Source organism: Chitinophaga sp. 05T412 (assembly GCF_056396465.1).
Map to the genome: position 1 here is coordinate 32,181 of NZ_JBFTLN010000004.1, position 19,216 is coordinate 51,396.

3 protein-coding genes are annotated in these 19,216 nt (G+C 40.2%); all 3 read right to left on the reverse strand.

What is annotated here, in order from left to right:
• Nucleotides 1-49: 49 nt before the first annotated feature.
• The 3 genes from AC1DFM_RS10450 to AC1DFM_RS10460 are packed head-to-tail and all read right to left on the reverse strand — an operon-like array spanning nt 50 to nt 19,215.
• Nucleotides 50-856 (reverse strand): hypothetical protein, encoded by an 807-nt coding sequence (locus tag AC1DFM_RS10450; protein ID WP_477076665.1) that lies wholly within the window; start codon nt 854-856, stop codon nt 50-52.
• Nucleotides 853-1,815 carry a hypothetical protein gene (locus AC1DFM_RS10455; RefSeq protein ID WP_477076666.1) on the reverse strand — a complete coding sequence of 321 codons (963 nt, stop codon included), beginning with the start codon at nt 1,813-1,815 and terminating at the stop codon, nt 853-855. The genes AC1DFM_RS10450 and AC1DFM_RS10455 overlap by 4 nt, the downstream gene beginning before the upstream one ends.
• Nucleotides 1,816-1,827: 12 nt before the next feature.
• Nucleotides 1,828-19,215, reverse strand: a complete 17,388-nt coding sequence (locus AC1DFM_RS10460) for a hypothetical protein (RefSeq protein WP_477076667.1) — start codon at nt 19,213-19,215, stop codon at nt 1,828-1,830.
• Nucleotide 19,216: the final 1 nt, after the last annotated feature.

The window sequence follows — 19,216 nt, forward strand, 5'->3', positions numbered from 1 at the left end:
TAATTATCAGCGATTGGCCATGTCTGAATTTGCAGCTTAACATCTGGTGTTAATGTAAAAAAAACTCCTTAGCACGCTTTATGGCTTTCAAATAGTCATGGAGACTAAATGCTGGGTCAATTTTTATTTCTTCGATATCATCAAGACGTTGGTATTTCCTTTTCTTAAAAGCTCTGCTGGACAGTTGATGATATAGAGTAGCTCCATTTTTCCTGAGACCGTGACCATCATTAAAGAGAAGTTGAGGATGAATGATATTATTAAAATGCTGCCAGGCATTCCACATCCAGGCTCTCATTTCACATATCCAAATGTTTGCATCAGTATTGCCTGTGGCCATTTTAAAGTAGAGCTCCTGGCTGTCTTTTTCTACCTGATACCAGAATTCAGGTGTAGCCCCTTTTCCATAGCAATGAAAACCAAAAGATCTTCCACTAACTACCGGCTTATCTAGCAAAATCTCAAATCTGCCGGTTTCAAGGTAATTTTCTGCATCACTCCAGTACCAGATTTCATTTTTAGGTAGATCTGGAATAGCATAGATAAGCATATCAGATTCAACAAAGAGATAATGCCGGTCTTTAATTTCCGGAAACCTCTCCCAATGTTTGGCAAACAGATAAGGTTTTGAGCTGGGGGGATAAAATCTTCCTTCAGTTCTTTCACGGTAATAATAAATACTGGCATATTTCTCCAAAGATCTGATTTCCGGGCTAGGTGGGTTGCCATTTTCAAGTAGTACCAGAAAATGAATATTTTGCCGGTTTACACCAAGATCAAGAAATGATGTGAGTAACGTCTGAAGTTGCCAAATGAAAAGGGGAGTATCTGGTTGGGCGCATATAAAATCCATCATTTAATACGAGTAAAGAGTATTCTAAAATCATTTTCATTGGCCTGATCAACATTCATATTTACGGTTTTTAAAAAATTAGTTCCCGGATCAACTATGGCGGAATAGGAGAGGTTCCCATCTTTCGATGCGATAAATTCAATTTTAATACCATAACTCTCTTTATTTGTTCCACTAATTTCTATAGCCATAGCCGTAGCATGAGCCGAATACCGAATTGTTGAAAAATCAGTAAAAGTGAAATCGTCATCATCCATATCTTCTGCTGGAAAAAACAATTCTGGGATAGTAACGGCGCCGCCTTCCTCAAGAGTCGTTCGTATCTTAAACACTGAATCAGAGAATTTGTCACCGCCAATGGCAATAATACCTATTCCAGGGTTTGGATTCGTATCAAAGCTGGACGATATTAAATAAAAAGAGATAGTTCCTGTAGGTAAGACCGCTGGTAGGTCGTCAAAAACATTTATTCCCGTTGAAGGTACAGGGATTGAACGGGCATATCTTGGAAAACCGTTAACAGCAATAATCAGATCAAGTCCTTTGGCATAATTATGTAGCTCTGCATTAACTTCAATTTTTGGATATATTGCCTGATATTCCAAAGCTCCACGAAATTCCTTTACTATAGACGATTCCGGTCCTTTACTCACCTCTGTTAGTAAATCGGTGTGCTGTGCGTCTTTATAAGCTCTTACCGTAAGGGTAGTATCTGGGCCAAACATGAAACTGTTAACTACATTGAATAGCTCTAACTTCATGCAGATGCAATTGCTACATCCCCCAGAAGGTGGTTTTGTAGTTGTAGTGGTCAAACTGCCTGTAGAGCAGACAAGCAAATTGATCAAATCCTCAATTCTGTACCATTGACCATAGAGTAATCCGCAGGCTGGATTTGCAGGCCCGGTATATTTTATACATTCATCTCCTTTTATATGCTGACAATCTTTGCAAATCTTCATCTGGTAAAGGTTTTATCTTTTGCGTGCGTTTGTAGTGATACTTATTCCATATTCTTTGGCAATTTCCTCATTGAAAATAGCGGTATACATCAAGAGCTCCTTTGATACCGGAAAAGTCTTGTACAGGTACTTGAGTACTTTATTATTCTCTGCTGCTTTTTCATCACCAATAGCAACGTAATAGCCTTCAAAGGACAGATTGCGCATGAGAACAACAATATCGGTAAGCACCTGTACAGAAGGAAATACGCTGCCGTTGGCGATCGCCGTGAAGCTTAGAGGGTTCATAAAAAAGGAAAGCTCATCAGTAAGCTTATCAATCATTCTCACCAGCCATTTAAAGAAACCTTTGGTTCTATCATCATCATCCGGCACTTCTGCCTTCGCAAACATCAGCGTACCTACCATTCCTAACATAATACCTACTTCTTTTAACTGTGTACGTATACCTTTAACGTACATATCGATAAAATCCGCTTCGCTCATATTAAAAACTTCTCCTGTAGCCATCACCTGCGCTTTTTTCTGCTGATATACCCTTCGTGCGATTTCAACAAGACCATCGTTACTTCCCACCAGTGTTTTCAATGATGCCGTTGCCCCGGTTAGTATGCCGTGTTTCAGTGCATTAAAGAGCATCGAAATTCTACCCCATTCATAGCTTTCTGTTCCATGCTGGTAGCGAAATTCGCCAAATCTGACATCAGCCATTCTTGGGATCCAATTTTTGAACATCATAAATGATTGTCCCAATAGTGTCATTCTGTACTGAGATATATCATCCTCACTCATGTTTCCCAGTGCATCTTTCGCGAACTGACCTATACGATTTCGTAAAGCAGCTACAGTAGCACTACTTCTGTCGATGCCCTCAATGGTAATCTTATCTGCTTGGATCTTTGCAATTTTTGGGAGTGAACGAGATTTTTTAAGATTATCTATTTCATCTTCTATGGCTGTTCTTAAAGCTTTTTGCTCAGTTACACCTAATTGATAAATATTGCTGTAACCTTTTTGGGCTTTTACATACTCGCGGATATTTACCAGTTTACCATTCTCTATCATAGTGTTATCAAAAAAAGAAATTGCAGCAGGATATTGAACCATTTTATCGGAAGTCCTCATAAGATAGAACAGGTGATCTGAAGAAAGGAATCGCACAGCTGCGGAAACAGATTGATCCCGAACAATTTCTCTGGTCCTATCTTCCGTCAAGGGCAAAAAGTAATTTAAAAGTCCGGCGTATACTTTTCCTTCTTCAGTGTGGAATTTAGATGCGGCCAGTTGCATGGAGGCTCTCGTGAAATCTGCTTTTGTAAAATGTTTGCCTGCAAGCATATAAGCATTGGTCTTTCCACCGAGATAGTTGGTAACTGCAGTTGCCAGATTTACTCCAAGCACTTTCATCTGAAAGAATCGGTTAACAGCAGAAATTGTTTTTTTTCCGGAAATAACAATTTCTTCTTCACTGGACGCTGGCATTATGTCAGCTTTGAAAAAGCCATTAACCTTTTGTGCGAGTTTATTATAATGGAGGGTAAAAGTAACATCCTGGCTTTCAGATAATTTCCTACCATAAAAGTAGAAGTCCATATAATTTTTGAAATAAGCTGAATTTTCCACATTGTCGATTAAAACAGGCTCACCATCAGCTCTGTAGGAAATTCCACCAGTTTTTTTAGACCTGGCAATTGCCTTACGGTTTTGCTCCGTGTAGTGGATCAACCTTACGATATCAACTACTTCTGATTTATGCTGATACTTTATCATTTCCGCATTCCATAGCGCCATCACTTTAAAGATGTCTGTACTTTTTTGGGAATAATCTGTTATATCATCGCCAGTACCGGTAGTAACCTTCTGGCCTAGATCATAAACATACCAGGCGCTGAGTTTATCTTGTGGATTGCCATTAATATCAGTGTAACCGTATACCTGGTCGTTGGCATCAACACGAATATCATTGAGGAAATTAAGGTTTGCGGTTTTGAAAGTGGCATCTCGGCTGCCGAAAACCATTTTATCAAGAAAATCTTTCCTTACGTTAGGGAAGAATGTTTTTTTCTCCCAGGCGCTAATAATGCCCAGGTTATAAGACTTCTCAAGCCTAGTCTCCCAATACCGGTACATTTTTAACACCGGTTCATTGCCCGACTTATTTAACTCTGTATAAGCCTCTGAGCTCCAGATTGCCAGATTCGGAAAACTGTTCAACCGCAAATTTGCCTGTGATATAGCCGAATCAGTGTGATTTTGGATATCAAACTGTTTTTCAAAAAGTTCAAGCCTTTTAGCCTTTATTTCTTTATCCTTATCATCATTTTCATTTAACCGGGATATAGCAAAGCTGTTAACCCTATCCATATAAGCCTGCTTGTACCATTCCATGTAGGCAGCAGTATCCACATTGATAGTAATCCAGTCCTTGTTCTTAGCAATTTTTGCTTTCTCAAGCTCAGCATAGTATTTCTGAGAGGTACGTGAAATCACCTTGCCATTCCAGTTTCCCTTGGAATCAATTCCCAGAAACATTCGCTGCAAATCTTTAATGGTCTTTCCATTTTTTTTCATCCATCCTTCTACATCTTTTTTCACTTCCTCAAGCCTTTCCATTTCATCTGAGAAATCGATTCGGTACCGGCTGTTTATATTATTTATAATACTTGATAGTATTTGCACAGCTTTGGTGGCTCCTTGAGATAATGAGCGGACCCATTTCTGGTACCAGGTAACGGCTTTTTCAGCCTGCAGTAAGTCCACTACATTGGCACCTAAGGCGATAGGGTTGGTTCTTAGTTTTCCAGCCAGTTCAAGTAATTTGTCCCTTACAATTTCAGCCCCATCGGATATATCCTCCGCCTCCCGGAGAAGGGGTTTATTGGCGTCCTGGAAAGGATCAAATATTTTACGATAAATTTTACCAAAATCCTTATAGAAGCTTAAAACATCTTCAGCATCGAGGATTTTCGCAGATAACCGGTTTAACTCGGCAGTAGATAAGTTTGAAAAAGAGGTTTCATCAAAAAGTTTGAGATTATCTTTTGAAAATTCGTTAAAGCTTTTTATATCTGCTTTCGCAAAGTCAAATAAATCCTTGGTAGACATTTTTAACTGAAGTCGTCTGATGGCAGTTACCAGATCGTTAAGCCTTTCTATTTTCTGATATTCTTTACCTGGTTCGCTTCGGGTATCATATATTTTATAAACCATGCTATTTAACGAGGTGAGCAAATTATCCAGTTGATTGTTGCCAGTACTTTCTGTTGAAGACGGTACAGGTAATAGAGTATCATCGTTGATTAAACGGGTGTTATTGTTGCCAATCTGAATGGACTTAAGTTTTAGTTTGTCGTTTGTACCTTGTGCGTAGGCATAAGTCGCTTTTATGGGAATCGCTCTTGTCTGTCCGAATCCTGATTTGCTTGCGCCATAATCAGGCGTAGAAAGAATTCTTCTATATTCCGATAATTGAATATTCCAGGCTTCCTTTTTATACCAGGGAATATCAGTAGCATCACTTTTAAGGGAGATGAACTTCCAGTCCAAAATATGGATCTTCCCGGAGGTGCCGTCAGTGTTATCCGGTTCAATAGCTAGAAAATCTATGGTGCCTGCTTCATCTTTGGCCCGATCATAAATCATCACCTCAGAAAAAAATCGGGTGCCGGCAGGAAAATCATGGAGTCGCTCCTTAAGGTTCTGTTCAAGAGTAAGGTAAAAGCTGTTGTCATCGCTGTCTAGCCTTGACGGTAGGCGCTGAGCAAGTGGGATATCACGTAAGTATCCATCATCATCCACCAGGTTATGAAAAATATCTTCCAGATCAGCATGTCCGTCAGTTCCTTTATCTCTCTTTTGCTCATTGAGAGCTTTCTGCAATTCAGTTTCAGACAACTGCTTATGCCTGAATTTCTCAGTGTAGAATTTATTGGTCAAATTTGTTACCCTGTACTCAATTTTTTTGCCTGCTATCTCATAGTGGCTTTCTGACGGATTGTTGGGGTTTGTTATTTTCGTAATCTGATTATGAAGGTTCAATATTTTATCCGATAGTAGATCCTGATTACCTCCCAGTTGATAATAGAATTCACCTAAATCCCTGTTTTCTTCAATTTTTAATTGATTCCAGGTATTGCCATGTTCGTCCGTAACCTGTTGAACGCTTTCTTTACCATATACTTTAACTAAAGTGTTTTTGATACGTTCCCCGTAAAATAAATCGACTGGATGAAGGCCTTCTTCGACTGGTATACCTTCGACTAAAAGTGCAGTTTTACCAGCAGGAAATCTTACTGTAGTAAATCCTTTAGCTGCAGAATCCTGGACAACTGCTTGGATAAAAAATTTGATCCAGTTTCCATTTTGATGGAATTGATTCAAAAAGTCATTTTGTCCTTCCTGAATTGGTGTTAACGATCCATTAACCAGCGGTGCGTTATTAGCCGTTCTCTGAAATAAATCTGATTGTAACTCAATAATACGTCTGGTTTTCTCATTTATCTGATCTGTTCGAAACCAACCTATTCCATTTACAGTCGAAAAAGCAGCATGTCCTTTTATGGCAGGTGTAATTTCAGGGGTTTTTATCTCATATTCCAAATAATTGCTCCCGCCTGGTACTGTAACATCTTTATAATACACAGATTCCCTGCGATACTCTTCCATTATTCGATCACCAAAATGACGAACAATTTCCTGCCTGGTTAATCCGCTTGCTCCGACATATTCATTATTGTCAGGATCTATTAAAATGACATCAAACAAACCATTTTCCAATGCAACAACGTGTTCTCGCGGTGGCCTCTGACCTACTTTGATCTGTACAGCATATGAAAGTTTTGATATTACAGCTGTAATCATATCGTCAATGTCCTCATGCGTATTGGTTAAAGCCCACTTTCTAAGCAAATTAACCTGTGCCTTAGAGGCTTCGCGTTGTAATTCCGAATAGAATTTCTCTGGATTGGTAGAATAAAACTTTCCATATAGTTTCCGAAATTTATCGGAAGATAACGCCAATGCAAGTTTCATACTTGCATTTACAGTATTTACACGTGAGGCAGCGTATGAAATAGAATTTGATTTGTTATGTAGTTCCGGTTTTTCTACAAATTCAGAGGCCAGTTGAAATGTATCAATTTTAGCTTTTGAAAACAAATGCTTCAACCAATCCAATATACTTTTCCACCAACTTTTGGTCTGAGCAAGTAGATGAGGTTTTTCGATATACCCTTCGTTATTTTTAATAATGGTTTCCACCAGAATTCTTGCCACTGCCTCTTTCTTTATTTTTCTTACATCTGGCCTGCCATCTTCTGTAGTATAGATATCCCTGTATTGACTAAAGATTTCTTTATATAAATCATAGCTTCCTACATCCTTTATCAGTCTGTTAAAGAGTTGAGGGTTTGTCTGTTCGATTAATTCAACAACAAAGTGCATAGCTTCCTCTGGAAGTGCAGTTTCAGTCTGACCATAAACAACCTGTATCAGCTTACCAGTAATATCTGCTACGGCATTAACATCCAGTTTTTTGCCGTTTACAACAACTTTTCCGACCTTTTTTACATCTACACCAATATTTTCCAAAAATCTCTCTATCTTTTTTATCGTTTTGGCGGAAGCTTTGGATGGCAGGAATTTCTCGTTGCTAATTGTCTGCCTAAATACCTGGGAGGAATCCCTGAAGGCGGAGATAACATCTTGGTCGCTAAATTCTGTTACTTTTAAATTCGTTTCTAAAATCGAAGGCTTAGGCAGCGCATGAAATTCCTGTATGCTCCCTGGCTTACCCCACGCATTGATCTGTTTATAAATTGTATAATAGGATCCCGGAATTCTTTGTTCCGGATCCATATATGTTAAAGGCGCCATTTTATTATCAGGACCTACTTCCAGTACCTTTTGAAAAAGCTTAAACCTATAAAAGGAGTAATCCCCGTTTTTGCGCATTTCCGTTTGCCTTTCTCTTGAAAATACCTCACCAGTTGTAGGGTCAATACCCACGAAGCGTATTTTAACCACTGGAAAATTTAATTCTCTGGCCTGATACCAGGAATGTAACTGGATAAAATCGGAAGATGAGCGGGAAGCAATTTTCAGATTTTCAAATAACATAGATGGTACCGCAAATAAAGGGTACCAGGATCCTTCCCGGCTTTCCAGAAGTTTAGGCTCAATGAGGGGGACGACGTTATCTTCGGACCAGTTGGTTCTCTGGAAAACATAATTGTCCTTAAAGTTGTGCAAGTCAGATTTATGTTCCAACTTTCCGAGGATATCTGAAAGCAGTGGCGCATAATCCTCAATTGGTAATATTTCGGTAAATGAGCCTTGAGCCCTGCGGGTTCCTGTCTGTAGAAGTGTGAGAGGCAAAAGGTTCTGATAAAGCGAGGCAGTATGAATATTATCACGCAGCTCTCTGAAAGCCTCTGTATATCTGTTATAGCTATAGCCGTCAAAGGGTTTTTCTTTAAAAACCAGGTTTTTGGGGCCATTGGGATTCACGGAATCAAATACAGGTGCTAAACTTTGCAATACTGCATTGTTAGCTAAATCACTACTTGCCGGAAGTGTTTTCTTTATGCCATTGAGCTGATCAGCAACTGCATTTGATCCATAAAAAAGGGAATGAATCTTTCCACCAATGCTCTCTTTCCCATAAATCTGAATGAGATAGTCTGTAAATGTTGCCTGTAGTCTGGAAGCAATAGAAATGTAATCCTTCTCGCTTAAATATATACCGGAAGATGCATAGTCTTTTAGTACAGATTCCAGTACAGCAGAAACATTTGGCTTATCATATACGAAAATATTACCCAGCGCTTCTTTCAGGGTGGTAAGACGATTAGCCATTGTGCCAATAAAGGAACCATTTAATATTTTATCGATACCCTGGAAGAGGTTATTCTCCCGGACATCGTTTGTTTGCTGAACTTTTCTGAAAATTAGGGCGGGATCAGAAAAATTGGCGGTGTCATAATTGGATCCTTGTGCGAGTTTAAATAGATGGTCAGCAAAAACACTGTACTTAAGGAATTCATCCAGGATAAGCTGTTGCTCCCGGTTTTGTTCGTTTGTTAATTTCTCGCCTGCGCTATACCTTTCAATATTGGATTTTAAGCCATCAATATTTATAGTGGTAAAATTACCGGTAGAAGTTGGGAAGGATCCTTTTACCTGGGCGATAATTTTCCCTGCTCTGGCAGATATCGGTGATGCAAAGCCGTTAATCTCAAGGGTAGTAAGATACTGCCTGATTATCGGCTGGTTCATGAAAAATATTACATTCCGGGTGGCTACACCTGCTTTTTCTAAAAAAAGGTACGTAGATGCGACATTTAAACTCGCGCCAAGTTCTACTATAAAAGCATCTTTAGCAACGTCTACGTAGCCATTTATATACGCGGATATCTTATCAGAAATGTATTTTCCTATGATATCGGTAATTGATGAAAGAGAAATAAACTTTTGTCCGGATATATTTACCGAATTATGGGGCAGCATTATTTCCATATCCTGAACATAGGGAAGCTGATCGGCAGATAGCTTTTTAATGAAGTCTCTGTGGTCAAGGACTACGCCGGTTAATTGGTTCAGTGCGTTATTAGTCTGCTGTAGTGCGGCGATACCAACACCATCTTTACCCGCAAGGAAGTTATGCCTTACCTCAGAAAGGTGCATTGGGTCCAGTAATTTGGCGAAATCGCCACTGGCAGTAACGCTTTCTTTATTTAACGCCTGATTTAACTCATCTCTGAGATCTTTTAAAACGTCTGCAGAATTGGGCTGAATCAATCTTTCGAAATTTGAAGGAAGGGAAATTAGTTCTTCCAGCGTTGAGATATAAGCATTTTCGAGTGCCGCCGGCTGATACCTGCCGTAAATATCAAAAATACTTTTGCCTCTGTTTAAGATCATGAAATCTTCCAGGTTGTCGGCGGGCTGCTCAGCTTCCAGCTCTGTGCCAAATAGCTGATTAATCAGCTTCGTAGCTGTCTGGTCGATACCATATTGCTGACTTGATACAGTAACCCCTCTGTTTAAATTGAAAATTTCAAAAAGGTCCGATAAACCCTGATCTGTAGAGGTGTCCTTAAAGACAATTTCGTAGCTCTGTGGAAATCCGTCCTTGCCAATAAAGAAATTTCTTAAGTAGGTGTTAAGCTTGTCAATATCAAAGTCAGAGCCCGCTTTTACCGTAATTTCTGATGGAACCATAATGGTGTTTCCCATTTCAGCCGGTAAAAAGCCTTTGACTATAAATCTTTCTACCGAACTAAGTGCCTGAGTAGGGATCCTGAAGCCAATGCCTGAAAGTAAGGGTGACTTTTTGCTCTTGAGATATTTTAGTATCTGTTCATCGGTTTTATTTGCGCCCAGCTTCGGTTTAAACCATGCAGGTAGCATGACCTCCATGAATGGACTATCCTTTGAATAGAATTTAAGATCACTCGAAGATAGCCTGACGGTAATTTTTTCAGCCTCGGAGAGGCTTTCATAACTTTTTACCTCTGTCCATGAAGCATTTTTATCTCCTTCTGGTTTGTAGACAGCCTTTCTGCCATTTTTTTCAAATATAGCAGAACTTACCTGTACCTTTGGACCACCATTTAGCTTGGGACTAAGGAGGTATTTATCTACTACAGAATATATAATTGACCTTAACGATCTATAGTTTGTAAGGGCCTCAAGAGGAACCTTTAATTCTCCAGTAGCAGTATCGGTATCCAACGCCTGTCGTAGATCGGAAGGAAGATCTCGTGATAATACCTGGTCTTTTAAAAGCTTAACTACTTTTGAGAAATCTTTAATATTAAAATCACCATTTTCTTCCTTAATATCAAGTGCAGATAGCACTTTCCTGTAACCCGCATCGGTGAGAGCATCAAGAATTTTTCTGTTTTTATTTACCAAAGCATAAACGGGAGACTTTTCAACCTTTTCATCATCAGAAAGGAAATGCCACTGGTCATAGGAATATGATTCTGCTACATCTATCGGCACGGAGTCTTGAAGCAGATCCATAGTGGCAATTTTTGTGAGCTGGGTACCACGCGGTTGTCCCTGGCTATGACTAGCTGTTTCCTGCTGGATACCGAAATATTTAAATGGTATGTTTATCCTGTTATTATATGGAGATTCATTTATTCGGCCCTTCTCATCGTATAGATCAAACTGGGATTCAGCTCCTACTTTTCTACCAGACTCCGTGATTATGTATCCGACATCAGATTTTTCTGCTTGTAAATAAATTTTTTCGGCTCCCATACTTTCTACCATCCGGTAAAATAGGGGAACAGTAGAAGTCTTATCCAGGAACATATCGGCGAACGTGGCGCCGTACTTAACACCAGAACCAATTGGCTTTATTATTTCAAATGTTGCGCTGGAGGGGTTACCGGCTCTAATTGTTAAAAGATCAGCTGCTTTTAATGATCTGTTCGTATACTTATAGGTACCCGACTTTTCCCTTTGTACTCGCTCATACGCCATTTCATACTGAAATTGTTTTTCCATCGCATCCGTCCATCTGCCACCAGCTTTATGTAAAAGCTCCCTATAGGTAGTAAGTCTCATCCAGCTTTGGGCATCGGCCTCATTAGTATTAGCGTATGCCTGCCGTATTTTAGGATCAATATTCTCATCCATGGCAAGCGATCCTATTACCATAATATCGCTGGTAGTGACTGAGGGCATATAATCCCTGAAATGATGATAACCTGGATCCGATGGCTGTAATGCAATATCCTTTATTTCGGTATGAACACTATTTAGATGTGAGTTTGCAAAAGTGTCAAACTCACGATCCGTATGATAGGTGATCTCACGTCCACTTAAGAATGATTTTATTCGTTTGGTAGGATCAGAATAAAGGGCTGGATCGCCGAAAAAGACTTTATGCAATTCAATATTGTGAATGGCATAATTGACCGTTCTGAACTTTATTATATCCAGCAGTTGCTCTCTCGATAAAATAGAGGGTATACCGTGTTTAGCTGTAAAGTCACTATCCAAGCCAGGGAAACGATATTTATCATTTTGATCATTTAAGACAAGCCTTCTGGACAGGAAATATTCAACTTGAGAGTTTGTAAGCTTATCGATCCAATAGTTAACTTCACTTAAGAATGCAGTCTGGTTAACACTGATCCATTTACCGGCAGTATTTTTCCCGGAAATTACCTCTCCTGCTGATTTTTGTAAGCTTTCAGATAATATTCCTTTGAAAAATCGTAGAGTTGAACTTTTTTTACCCACAGCCTTGATATGGCTTCTATCCGCTGCCGCCAGTGATATTTCTGTAGTAAGATAAGAGGTAAAGATCCTGGATATCTTTGCTGCCAGTGCATCTTTATTTGCGAAATCTCCAAAGCCAATGTAGTTATACCCACCGAGATTCAGTCCCCATTCTGTTCTTGAATCAGCTGGTACGAGGGTGTAATATATTCCACTTAAGTTCTGATTAAATTCTACCATTCTTCGGGCAGATAGTGACAAAGCAGTTACCGGCGTTGCTTTCCGCTGCGCAGAATCGGTTAACCCCTCAATAATAGATACTGAAATCGGGAATTCACGGCGATTACCAGTTTCATCAAAGAGAGGGCCTCCATTTTCCAGAAGTAATGAATCTTTGGAGAAAACGTCGGACAAATGTGGGAGTTTTTCCAGTAGTTCAACTTTTGACGCAGTATTATTCAGATCCCCTGTTATAATGGAAACATAGTTGTGTAGAATTAGGTTTTGAACCGTTTCTCCGGAGATATTCAAATGTTGGGGCTCCGTGGTGCTACCTGCCATGGCTACATAGGCCTCAGCGAGTTTATTCAGTGGCCCTGAAATCCCAAGCCACCGACCAGAAAGTGTTGCAATGTCTCCTGTCTTTTTAAGTTGGGAATATATGGCAGAAGCACCTTCATTGAATTTCTTTTTGTTTACCGCAGATAAATCATTGTAGCCAGCCTGGTTAAATTTTATGCCAAGAGATTCAAGAAATGAAATTTTATCTTCCAGTGTCCTTATCGGCATATTTTCAAGTATCTGGCTATTGATACTGTATTTATTATTTTGTACAGTAACCATCTTACTTAATCTCAAGGCACTGATCCATTCCCTTGCTACAAGTCTCGTTTGTCTGTTCTGATTGGCGCCTATAAAATAATTTTTCCCGGTTTCATCCCGTTGTCCTATCAAAAAGTCAGGTTGCTGTTTTGAGGTGGTGGCATAGAGCTTTAAAAGCAACTTCCAGTCATCAAGCCCAAGGTTTTCATATCCAGCCGGGAGTTTTAAACGGTTATATAACCTTACGTAGGTACCGTCTTTGCTGGCGATTGCTTTTATATTTTGAACCAACCCTTTCATCTGATGATTACCGGCTACCTGGTATAGTAGACGGTTAAAGTAGCTGGCATAGTTTACCAGTAGTGGAAGCTTTAAAGAAGAGAGTTTCCTTATCGGGGTAGAAAGAGTTGCCTGTGCAATAGGGTTATTACTATCCTGCTCTACAGCGGAAAGGGTAGCAAAAAGTAATTTTACTGCAGTGGAAGCATTTTTCCTGGCGCTGATCTTTAATATATCCCGCTCATACTCGCGGTTGTTTGAATCAGGGGTAATCTCGGATAATACATCCCCGGTTTCGATATCATCAGATTCAAATTCAATATTTAGCGTTCGCAGGAATTCTTTATTTAATGCCACCAGAGCTCTCCAGTTCTTTTTTAGAGGTATCCAGCTGTTATTTATAAATCCGGCATAGACTTGCTTTGCTTTTAAAGATTCCTCGTCAGATATTTTGTTTAACTGCAAATCATACAGAAGCTGCTCGGGTAAAGACTTCATAAAATAGGTCTGAAGTCTTTCAAATACTTTATCGTACAATGATTCCAGCGAGATTTTCTGTTCCTCCAGATTCACCAGACTGCCATTGGTTGTAAAAAGTTCTTCAATGACAATAGCAGTTATGCCCTGCATTGCCTGGTGTATAAAAGTACTGTTTAAACCGGTGACCGTGATGCTATAATAAGGTACTGAAGGAATTTGAGCGGGTACCGGAATGTTTGCATAATAGCCGGCTGAAATCTTTTTAAATAATGAGGAAATCGAATCAGGACTTATGCCAATAATCCTTTTTATATAATCCCATAAACGCTGAAAGAAGTTTTTGCGGATTCGAGCAACCGGTAGTGTACCTGACAGTACATATTGTCTGAACTCTTCGGCTATTTGTTCTTTGGCCTGATGGTCACTGGCATTCTCGTAGGACAAGTCACTACCGGTAGTATTATCATAGAATGAACCACTTGTATTTTTAAATTCACTGATAATGGCTTTTTGCTGCCTTTTATCCAGGAACATATTGTAAATGGCCTCAAATACTTCGTGATAGCCCGTTCCCAAGGCAGCATTTTCATATAAATAGATGGCTCCTTTTAAAAACATTCCCCATGCGTAACCCCCATCAGAAGTACGTATTAGATCTTTCAGGTAATGGCGGGGTATTTGCGGAAGTACTCTTTCAGCATATTTTTCAAATTCTTCAATATTTTCAATTTGCTCGCTTGCCTCCGAAACCTTTCTAAACTGACCACCGCTTATATCGCTCTGGTTACCGGGTTTTAGATTGGCAAAAATCTGATCTGCGGTCAGTTCCTCATTACTGGCGCCAGCAGGTTGTATGGGGGTACTTTCTACCTGAGGGGGAGGGGTAAATTCTGGCTGACTTGAAACACCAGTTGTTAACTGCTGCTGCCTTTTTGTAATTTCTTCTGTTAAGGCCTGCGCTATTTGAAATGTCGCAATTTCAAGGACGGCAGCCTTCTTGTCTGCTGAATGTTCTTTTTTACTTAAATGTTGATACTGCCCAAACATTATTTGTCTGCCATTGAAGGATGCTGCAACTTTTGCCAGTTTTTTACCTTCATATTCTATCGTGTTTAGTGTTGTTCCATCTAAGACAAAATCACCTGCCTGCGTAATTGAAAGGAGTGATTGGTCCATAGAGGTAGATGTACTTTCTCCAGGAGAGGGGGTAGCAGAGCTGCGATTATATAAATCATTTATGATAGTGTTGATATCAGCCGTTTTTGCGGCTAAAATCGCCTCTTCTCTGGGGGAAAGCTCTACTTTTTCTACTACTTTCAGGGCAATAGATGTTAGCAGGGTTTTACTGACCTGATTTTTATCAACAAATGAATTGTAGTCGGCATCGGAAATTACGTCCATAACATTGCTACTACTTGCAACATGAGGAAAGAGATCAAAATCATTCAAGATTGCATATCGCTGTTCAAAAGGGCTGCTGTATTTATCAGCATTTTCATCCGGGATTATAATGTCTGTGGTCAAAGGAATATTATCTACAGAGCGGCTTTTGCCGGAAAGATTGCTTGTGTCATCTGCAGTAGTAGTATAATTATTATCCAGTAAAAAATGCTGGTAACTTTTCCATTGAAGCAGCTTAACCTGTCCCTGGTCATCGATATCAGTTATTTCATTGAATGGCTCTGAACTGCGATGTGTTAACAGGTAATTATTCACGCTGATATAAGCCTGATCTAAAAAATCGCTTAATAGCGGCGATTCGTTTATCAATTCGGTAATCAGAGGTACGGCTCTGTCACGACTACCCAAATAGAGGTAACCACCTGAAGTCCAGATCTGATTTGATGATACTGTTGCATCAGCTGCAGGTTTTTTCCAGAAGAGTATGGACTGGAGATAGTTTACAGCATCACGGTCCCAGGTGCCTGTTTCCAGTTTTTGAGCAACCCGGGTTAAAACACCGGTAACAATCCGTTTTTCATTACCGGTTAGTTTTCTGTTATTTAAAGCAAGCAGCGTGGCGCCCTTTTGTAAAACGGGCCTACCAAGTGGCATAGAAATAGTTTCTTCGTTGTGGATAATATTACCATATCCACGACCATTAGTTTCACCTGTCTTTTGGGTAGGGATGTTGATAATATTAGAATTCAAGTCATCACTGGAGATTAAGGTACCGACAACAGTACTTGCTTTTGCCGGTTCAGAATAAGTTGGTATTCCTCTGGAGACAGAGAAAGGAAAACTATCATAGTTGTCAGTCTTTGATAGGAGAGTGGTACGTTTTATCCTCCAGGCCTGTTGGTAACTTTTTGCGGTTTGCTCTGTTGCGGCCCTTGGGCCAGAAGAAATATACCTTGTTTGCCCATTTCTCCAAAGCAAAGAGGTATTGGGAAGTGTTGAATATACGAGATTATCAAATGACACCGGAGTGCCTACTTTACCCAGGTTTTTGCCCGCGGAGTCAATAAAATGATCTCCAGTTTTATCGCTACGGATAAAGATAAGGCGGATTACACCTTCATCGATATTATCGGCGCTAATATCGGTGCCTGGAACATAGTCCCCAATTAGGCCATCAAGTCCGGCTGCCTTCTGGTTTTTACGGGTAATAGCAATTATTCTGATGTTTTCTCTATCTGGAAGCTGATCAATAATAGATAAGAACCTGTTTGCGCGCCGATGGAAATCATCATTTTCACCTGTCCCTCTGATATCTGTAGCTTCGCTTGTAGATGACCGAAATACTATCCCGATATGCTTCTTGGCACTCTCATCAACCGACCTTATAATCTCATTATCATATAAGGGGCTTTCAGTGGCATGCTGACCAGAGGATTTTTCAGATTCTGCAATGCCGGATTCTATTGTTTCAGATTTTTCTTTTTCAGCTATTTCATTAATTTTCCTTCGAATATTCTCAAAATCACCAATGGCCTTTTTTAACGCTGCTTCCATTTTATCGGTCAGCACAGCATTATCCGCTGAGTTAGATAATGCGATCTTTTCTTCAAATGACTCCGGAATACCAGTCTGGATCTGTTCAAGGCCTGACTGCTCCAATATTTTACCGGCAGCTTTGTTAAAAAGATCTGTGAGACTTACCTTTTCGGCATCTGTATAGGGGGACGTTAGATTATAGCGGTTAAGCACCATTGGATCAACAAAAGTTGTTTTACCAGTAGGGGTGGTAATTCTCAGTTCACCTAAAATATTTCTGTCGTGAATAGTAAGGGAAGAAAAGGGATGTAGTGTATTTTTATCCCGAATGATATTTTCTGCAAGCGGATAGGATACTTCTGGATCGACAGGCATGGAATAAAGGTTACCATTCTGGTCACGCTGGGAAATTTCCAAATTTTCCGGCGCCGTTGTATCAGGCTTACCGAACCTTTGAGTAATGTAGTCTTCTGGCCGGTTTTTTAACTGCTCATATTCTTTTAACATATGACGACGGCGACTGGTGAGTTCGGCCAGATCACTTACATTATTTTTAAGCTGATCTTTTTGATCTTCAAGGACATCAAGCTGTCTGATTTGTTCGAATACGGCATCAATCACCGCTTTACCGGGCTTATCAGACTTTACCATGCTGTCCAGCAATGGCTGGATATTAATGCCGGTAGACAGCACCAAAGAGCTAAGTGCAGGGATTCGGTTATCGTAGTCGGCAACCTTTCCAGCAGCGTAAACCATTTTGTCGATTATCTGTTCATCAAATACAGGCTTTCCTTCATCATTTTTCAGACCGGCATACCTGATATTTAACGATTGATAAAGCTGGCTTACATTGTCGGCATGCCGGCTAAAATTATCAAGACGAGAGATAAATTGTTCGGATGTGGTATCGGGGGCAATAATCCCCTGATCTTTAAGCTGCTGTAAACCTTGCTCCGTAAGCCCCAGAGTTCGGTATTGCTCTATATCATCTTTAACGAGATCGAACCTTCCATACTTAACCCTTGGCGCCAGATAATTATGGGTATAATCATACTCCAGGTCGCGGGATTCCAGAATTTCACCCCGACTGATAGCTTCAGCGCGTTCCTGGCCAATTACAGCTGCTCTTTTCTGACTCTGCAGACTATCCCAGACAAAACCTGAGAACAAATGGTTGTTAAATGCTTCTACAGCAGCATTTGAGTTTACACCTATTGTTCCGCCATTACCGGTTATACCATTAGCCTTGATTTTATTGCGTATCTCAAAGATTCCTCCAGAAAGCCCACCGATGAGCATACTTTCAAGTCCCTCTTTAGTTGTGAGTGTTTTATAATAGCCATGAGTCAAAGCATCATCAATAAAATCAGTATCCTGGCCCTTTCTGGCTTTATCATAATAGTTTTCGACTCCGAAATTAAAGCTGGTCTGACTTAACTCTTCAAACGCTTCGCTGGGAGAAAATGCCAGAGAACCGAAATGTCTTGCTCCAGCAGCAATCTTTCCAAGCCTGGTTTTGGGCAGATCTCTTACATAACGGCCAATACCACGATCAAGGAAGATACCTTCAGTTTCTCTTATCGCTTCAGTATATAAAGCGCGTTCAGCACGGAAAGAGGAGCCCAGAATTTTAGGCATCTGTACATAGTTGGTACCAGTGAGCAATACCGTATTTAAGCCAAAAAGCATATTACCGGCACGCTCAGTGATATCATTGATCTGCTCAAGATCATTGCCGGAAGGTTCATAGCCATGCGTGGTTACATATTCGGAGATAAGTTTTCCCCGATAACTGTTTACTTCCTGTAGTGCCTCAAATCCGGCTTCCCCGATTGTGCCAAGGCCACTGGCAATGAGCCTTTGGGTAGTATTGAGTGTACTAAAACCACTCAGGAATTCACTGGCTGCCTTTTTTATGCCAGAATTTACGGCGGCTGCTCTTTGCATATTAGGAACGGTTTCAATCGCGCTTTCAGTTAGTTCTGCTGTACGGGCAAGCCCACCAGCAGAAGCAATCTTTGAGAACAGGCCAATGGAACGTAATGCAGCAGAGTAGGTCATACCCGCACCAATAGCACCTATGGAGAAACCAAGGTTTTTAATAACCTTGTCGAAAAGAAAATTGGCTGTCAGGATGTTTTTCGGTGAATACCAGGATGCGTCTTTTTCACTTTCAGTGTAATAGTTTGGGAATTTATTTTCCATACTATCATTGAAGCTATCAAGAGCTCGCGAGAAGTCATTGTCATAAAAAGAAGAAAATTTTCCGGTGTCGATAGCGCTTCCTACTCCTGCGATAAGACCAATGGTTCCGTTTAAAAAGGTGGTTGAAGCAAGTCCTGCACTTTTGAGGATGCCATGGCCAGCCTTTGAATACCAGGACTGATAACCTGCATAAAGCTCTTCATTGGAAGAAACAAAGGGAGAATAATAGGGATACTTTTCGGCACTATCACCTGTTGGAACGGTAAATGCAGGTGTTACTCCTCCTGAAAAAGGAGATAACTGTTCTGCCTTTGAGCCAGTGGCTCCATATTTTTGCAATACTGACTGCGCATAGTTGCCTGAAGGGCCTCCATTAACAAATTCAGCCTGAGATCCGATTAATTTATCGCTAATAGAAGTATTCAGTTGTTCAGCCATG

What these genes read in the sequence shown, in the direction of transcription:
- AC1DFM_RS10455 (WP_477076666.1), bottom strand. Translation starts at nt 1,815, where the DNA reads ATGAAGATTTGCAAAGATTGTCAGCATATAAAAGGAGATGAATGTATA.
- AC1DFM_RS10450 (WP_477076665.1), bottom strand. Translation starts at nt 856, where the DNA reads ATGATGGATTTTATATGCGCCCAACCAGATACTCCCCTTTTCATTTGG.
- AC1DFM_RS10460 (WP_477076667.1), bottom strand. Translation starts at nt 19,215, where the DNA reads ATGGCTGAACAACTGAATACTTCTATTAGCGATAAATTAATCGGATCT.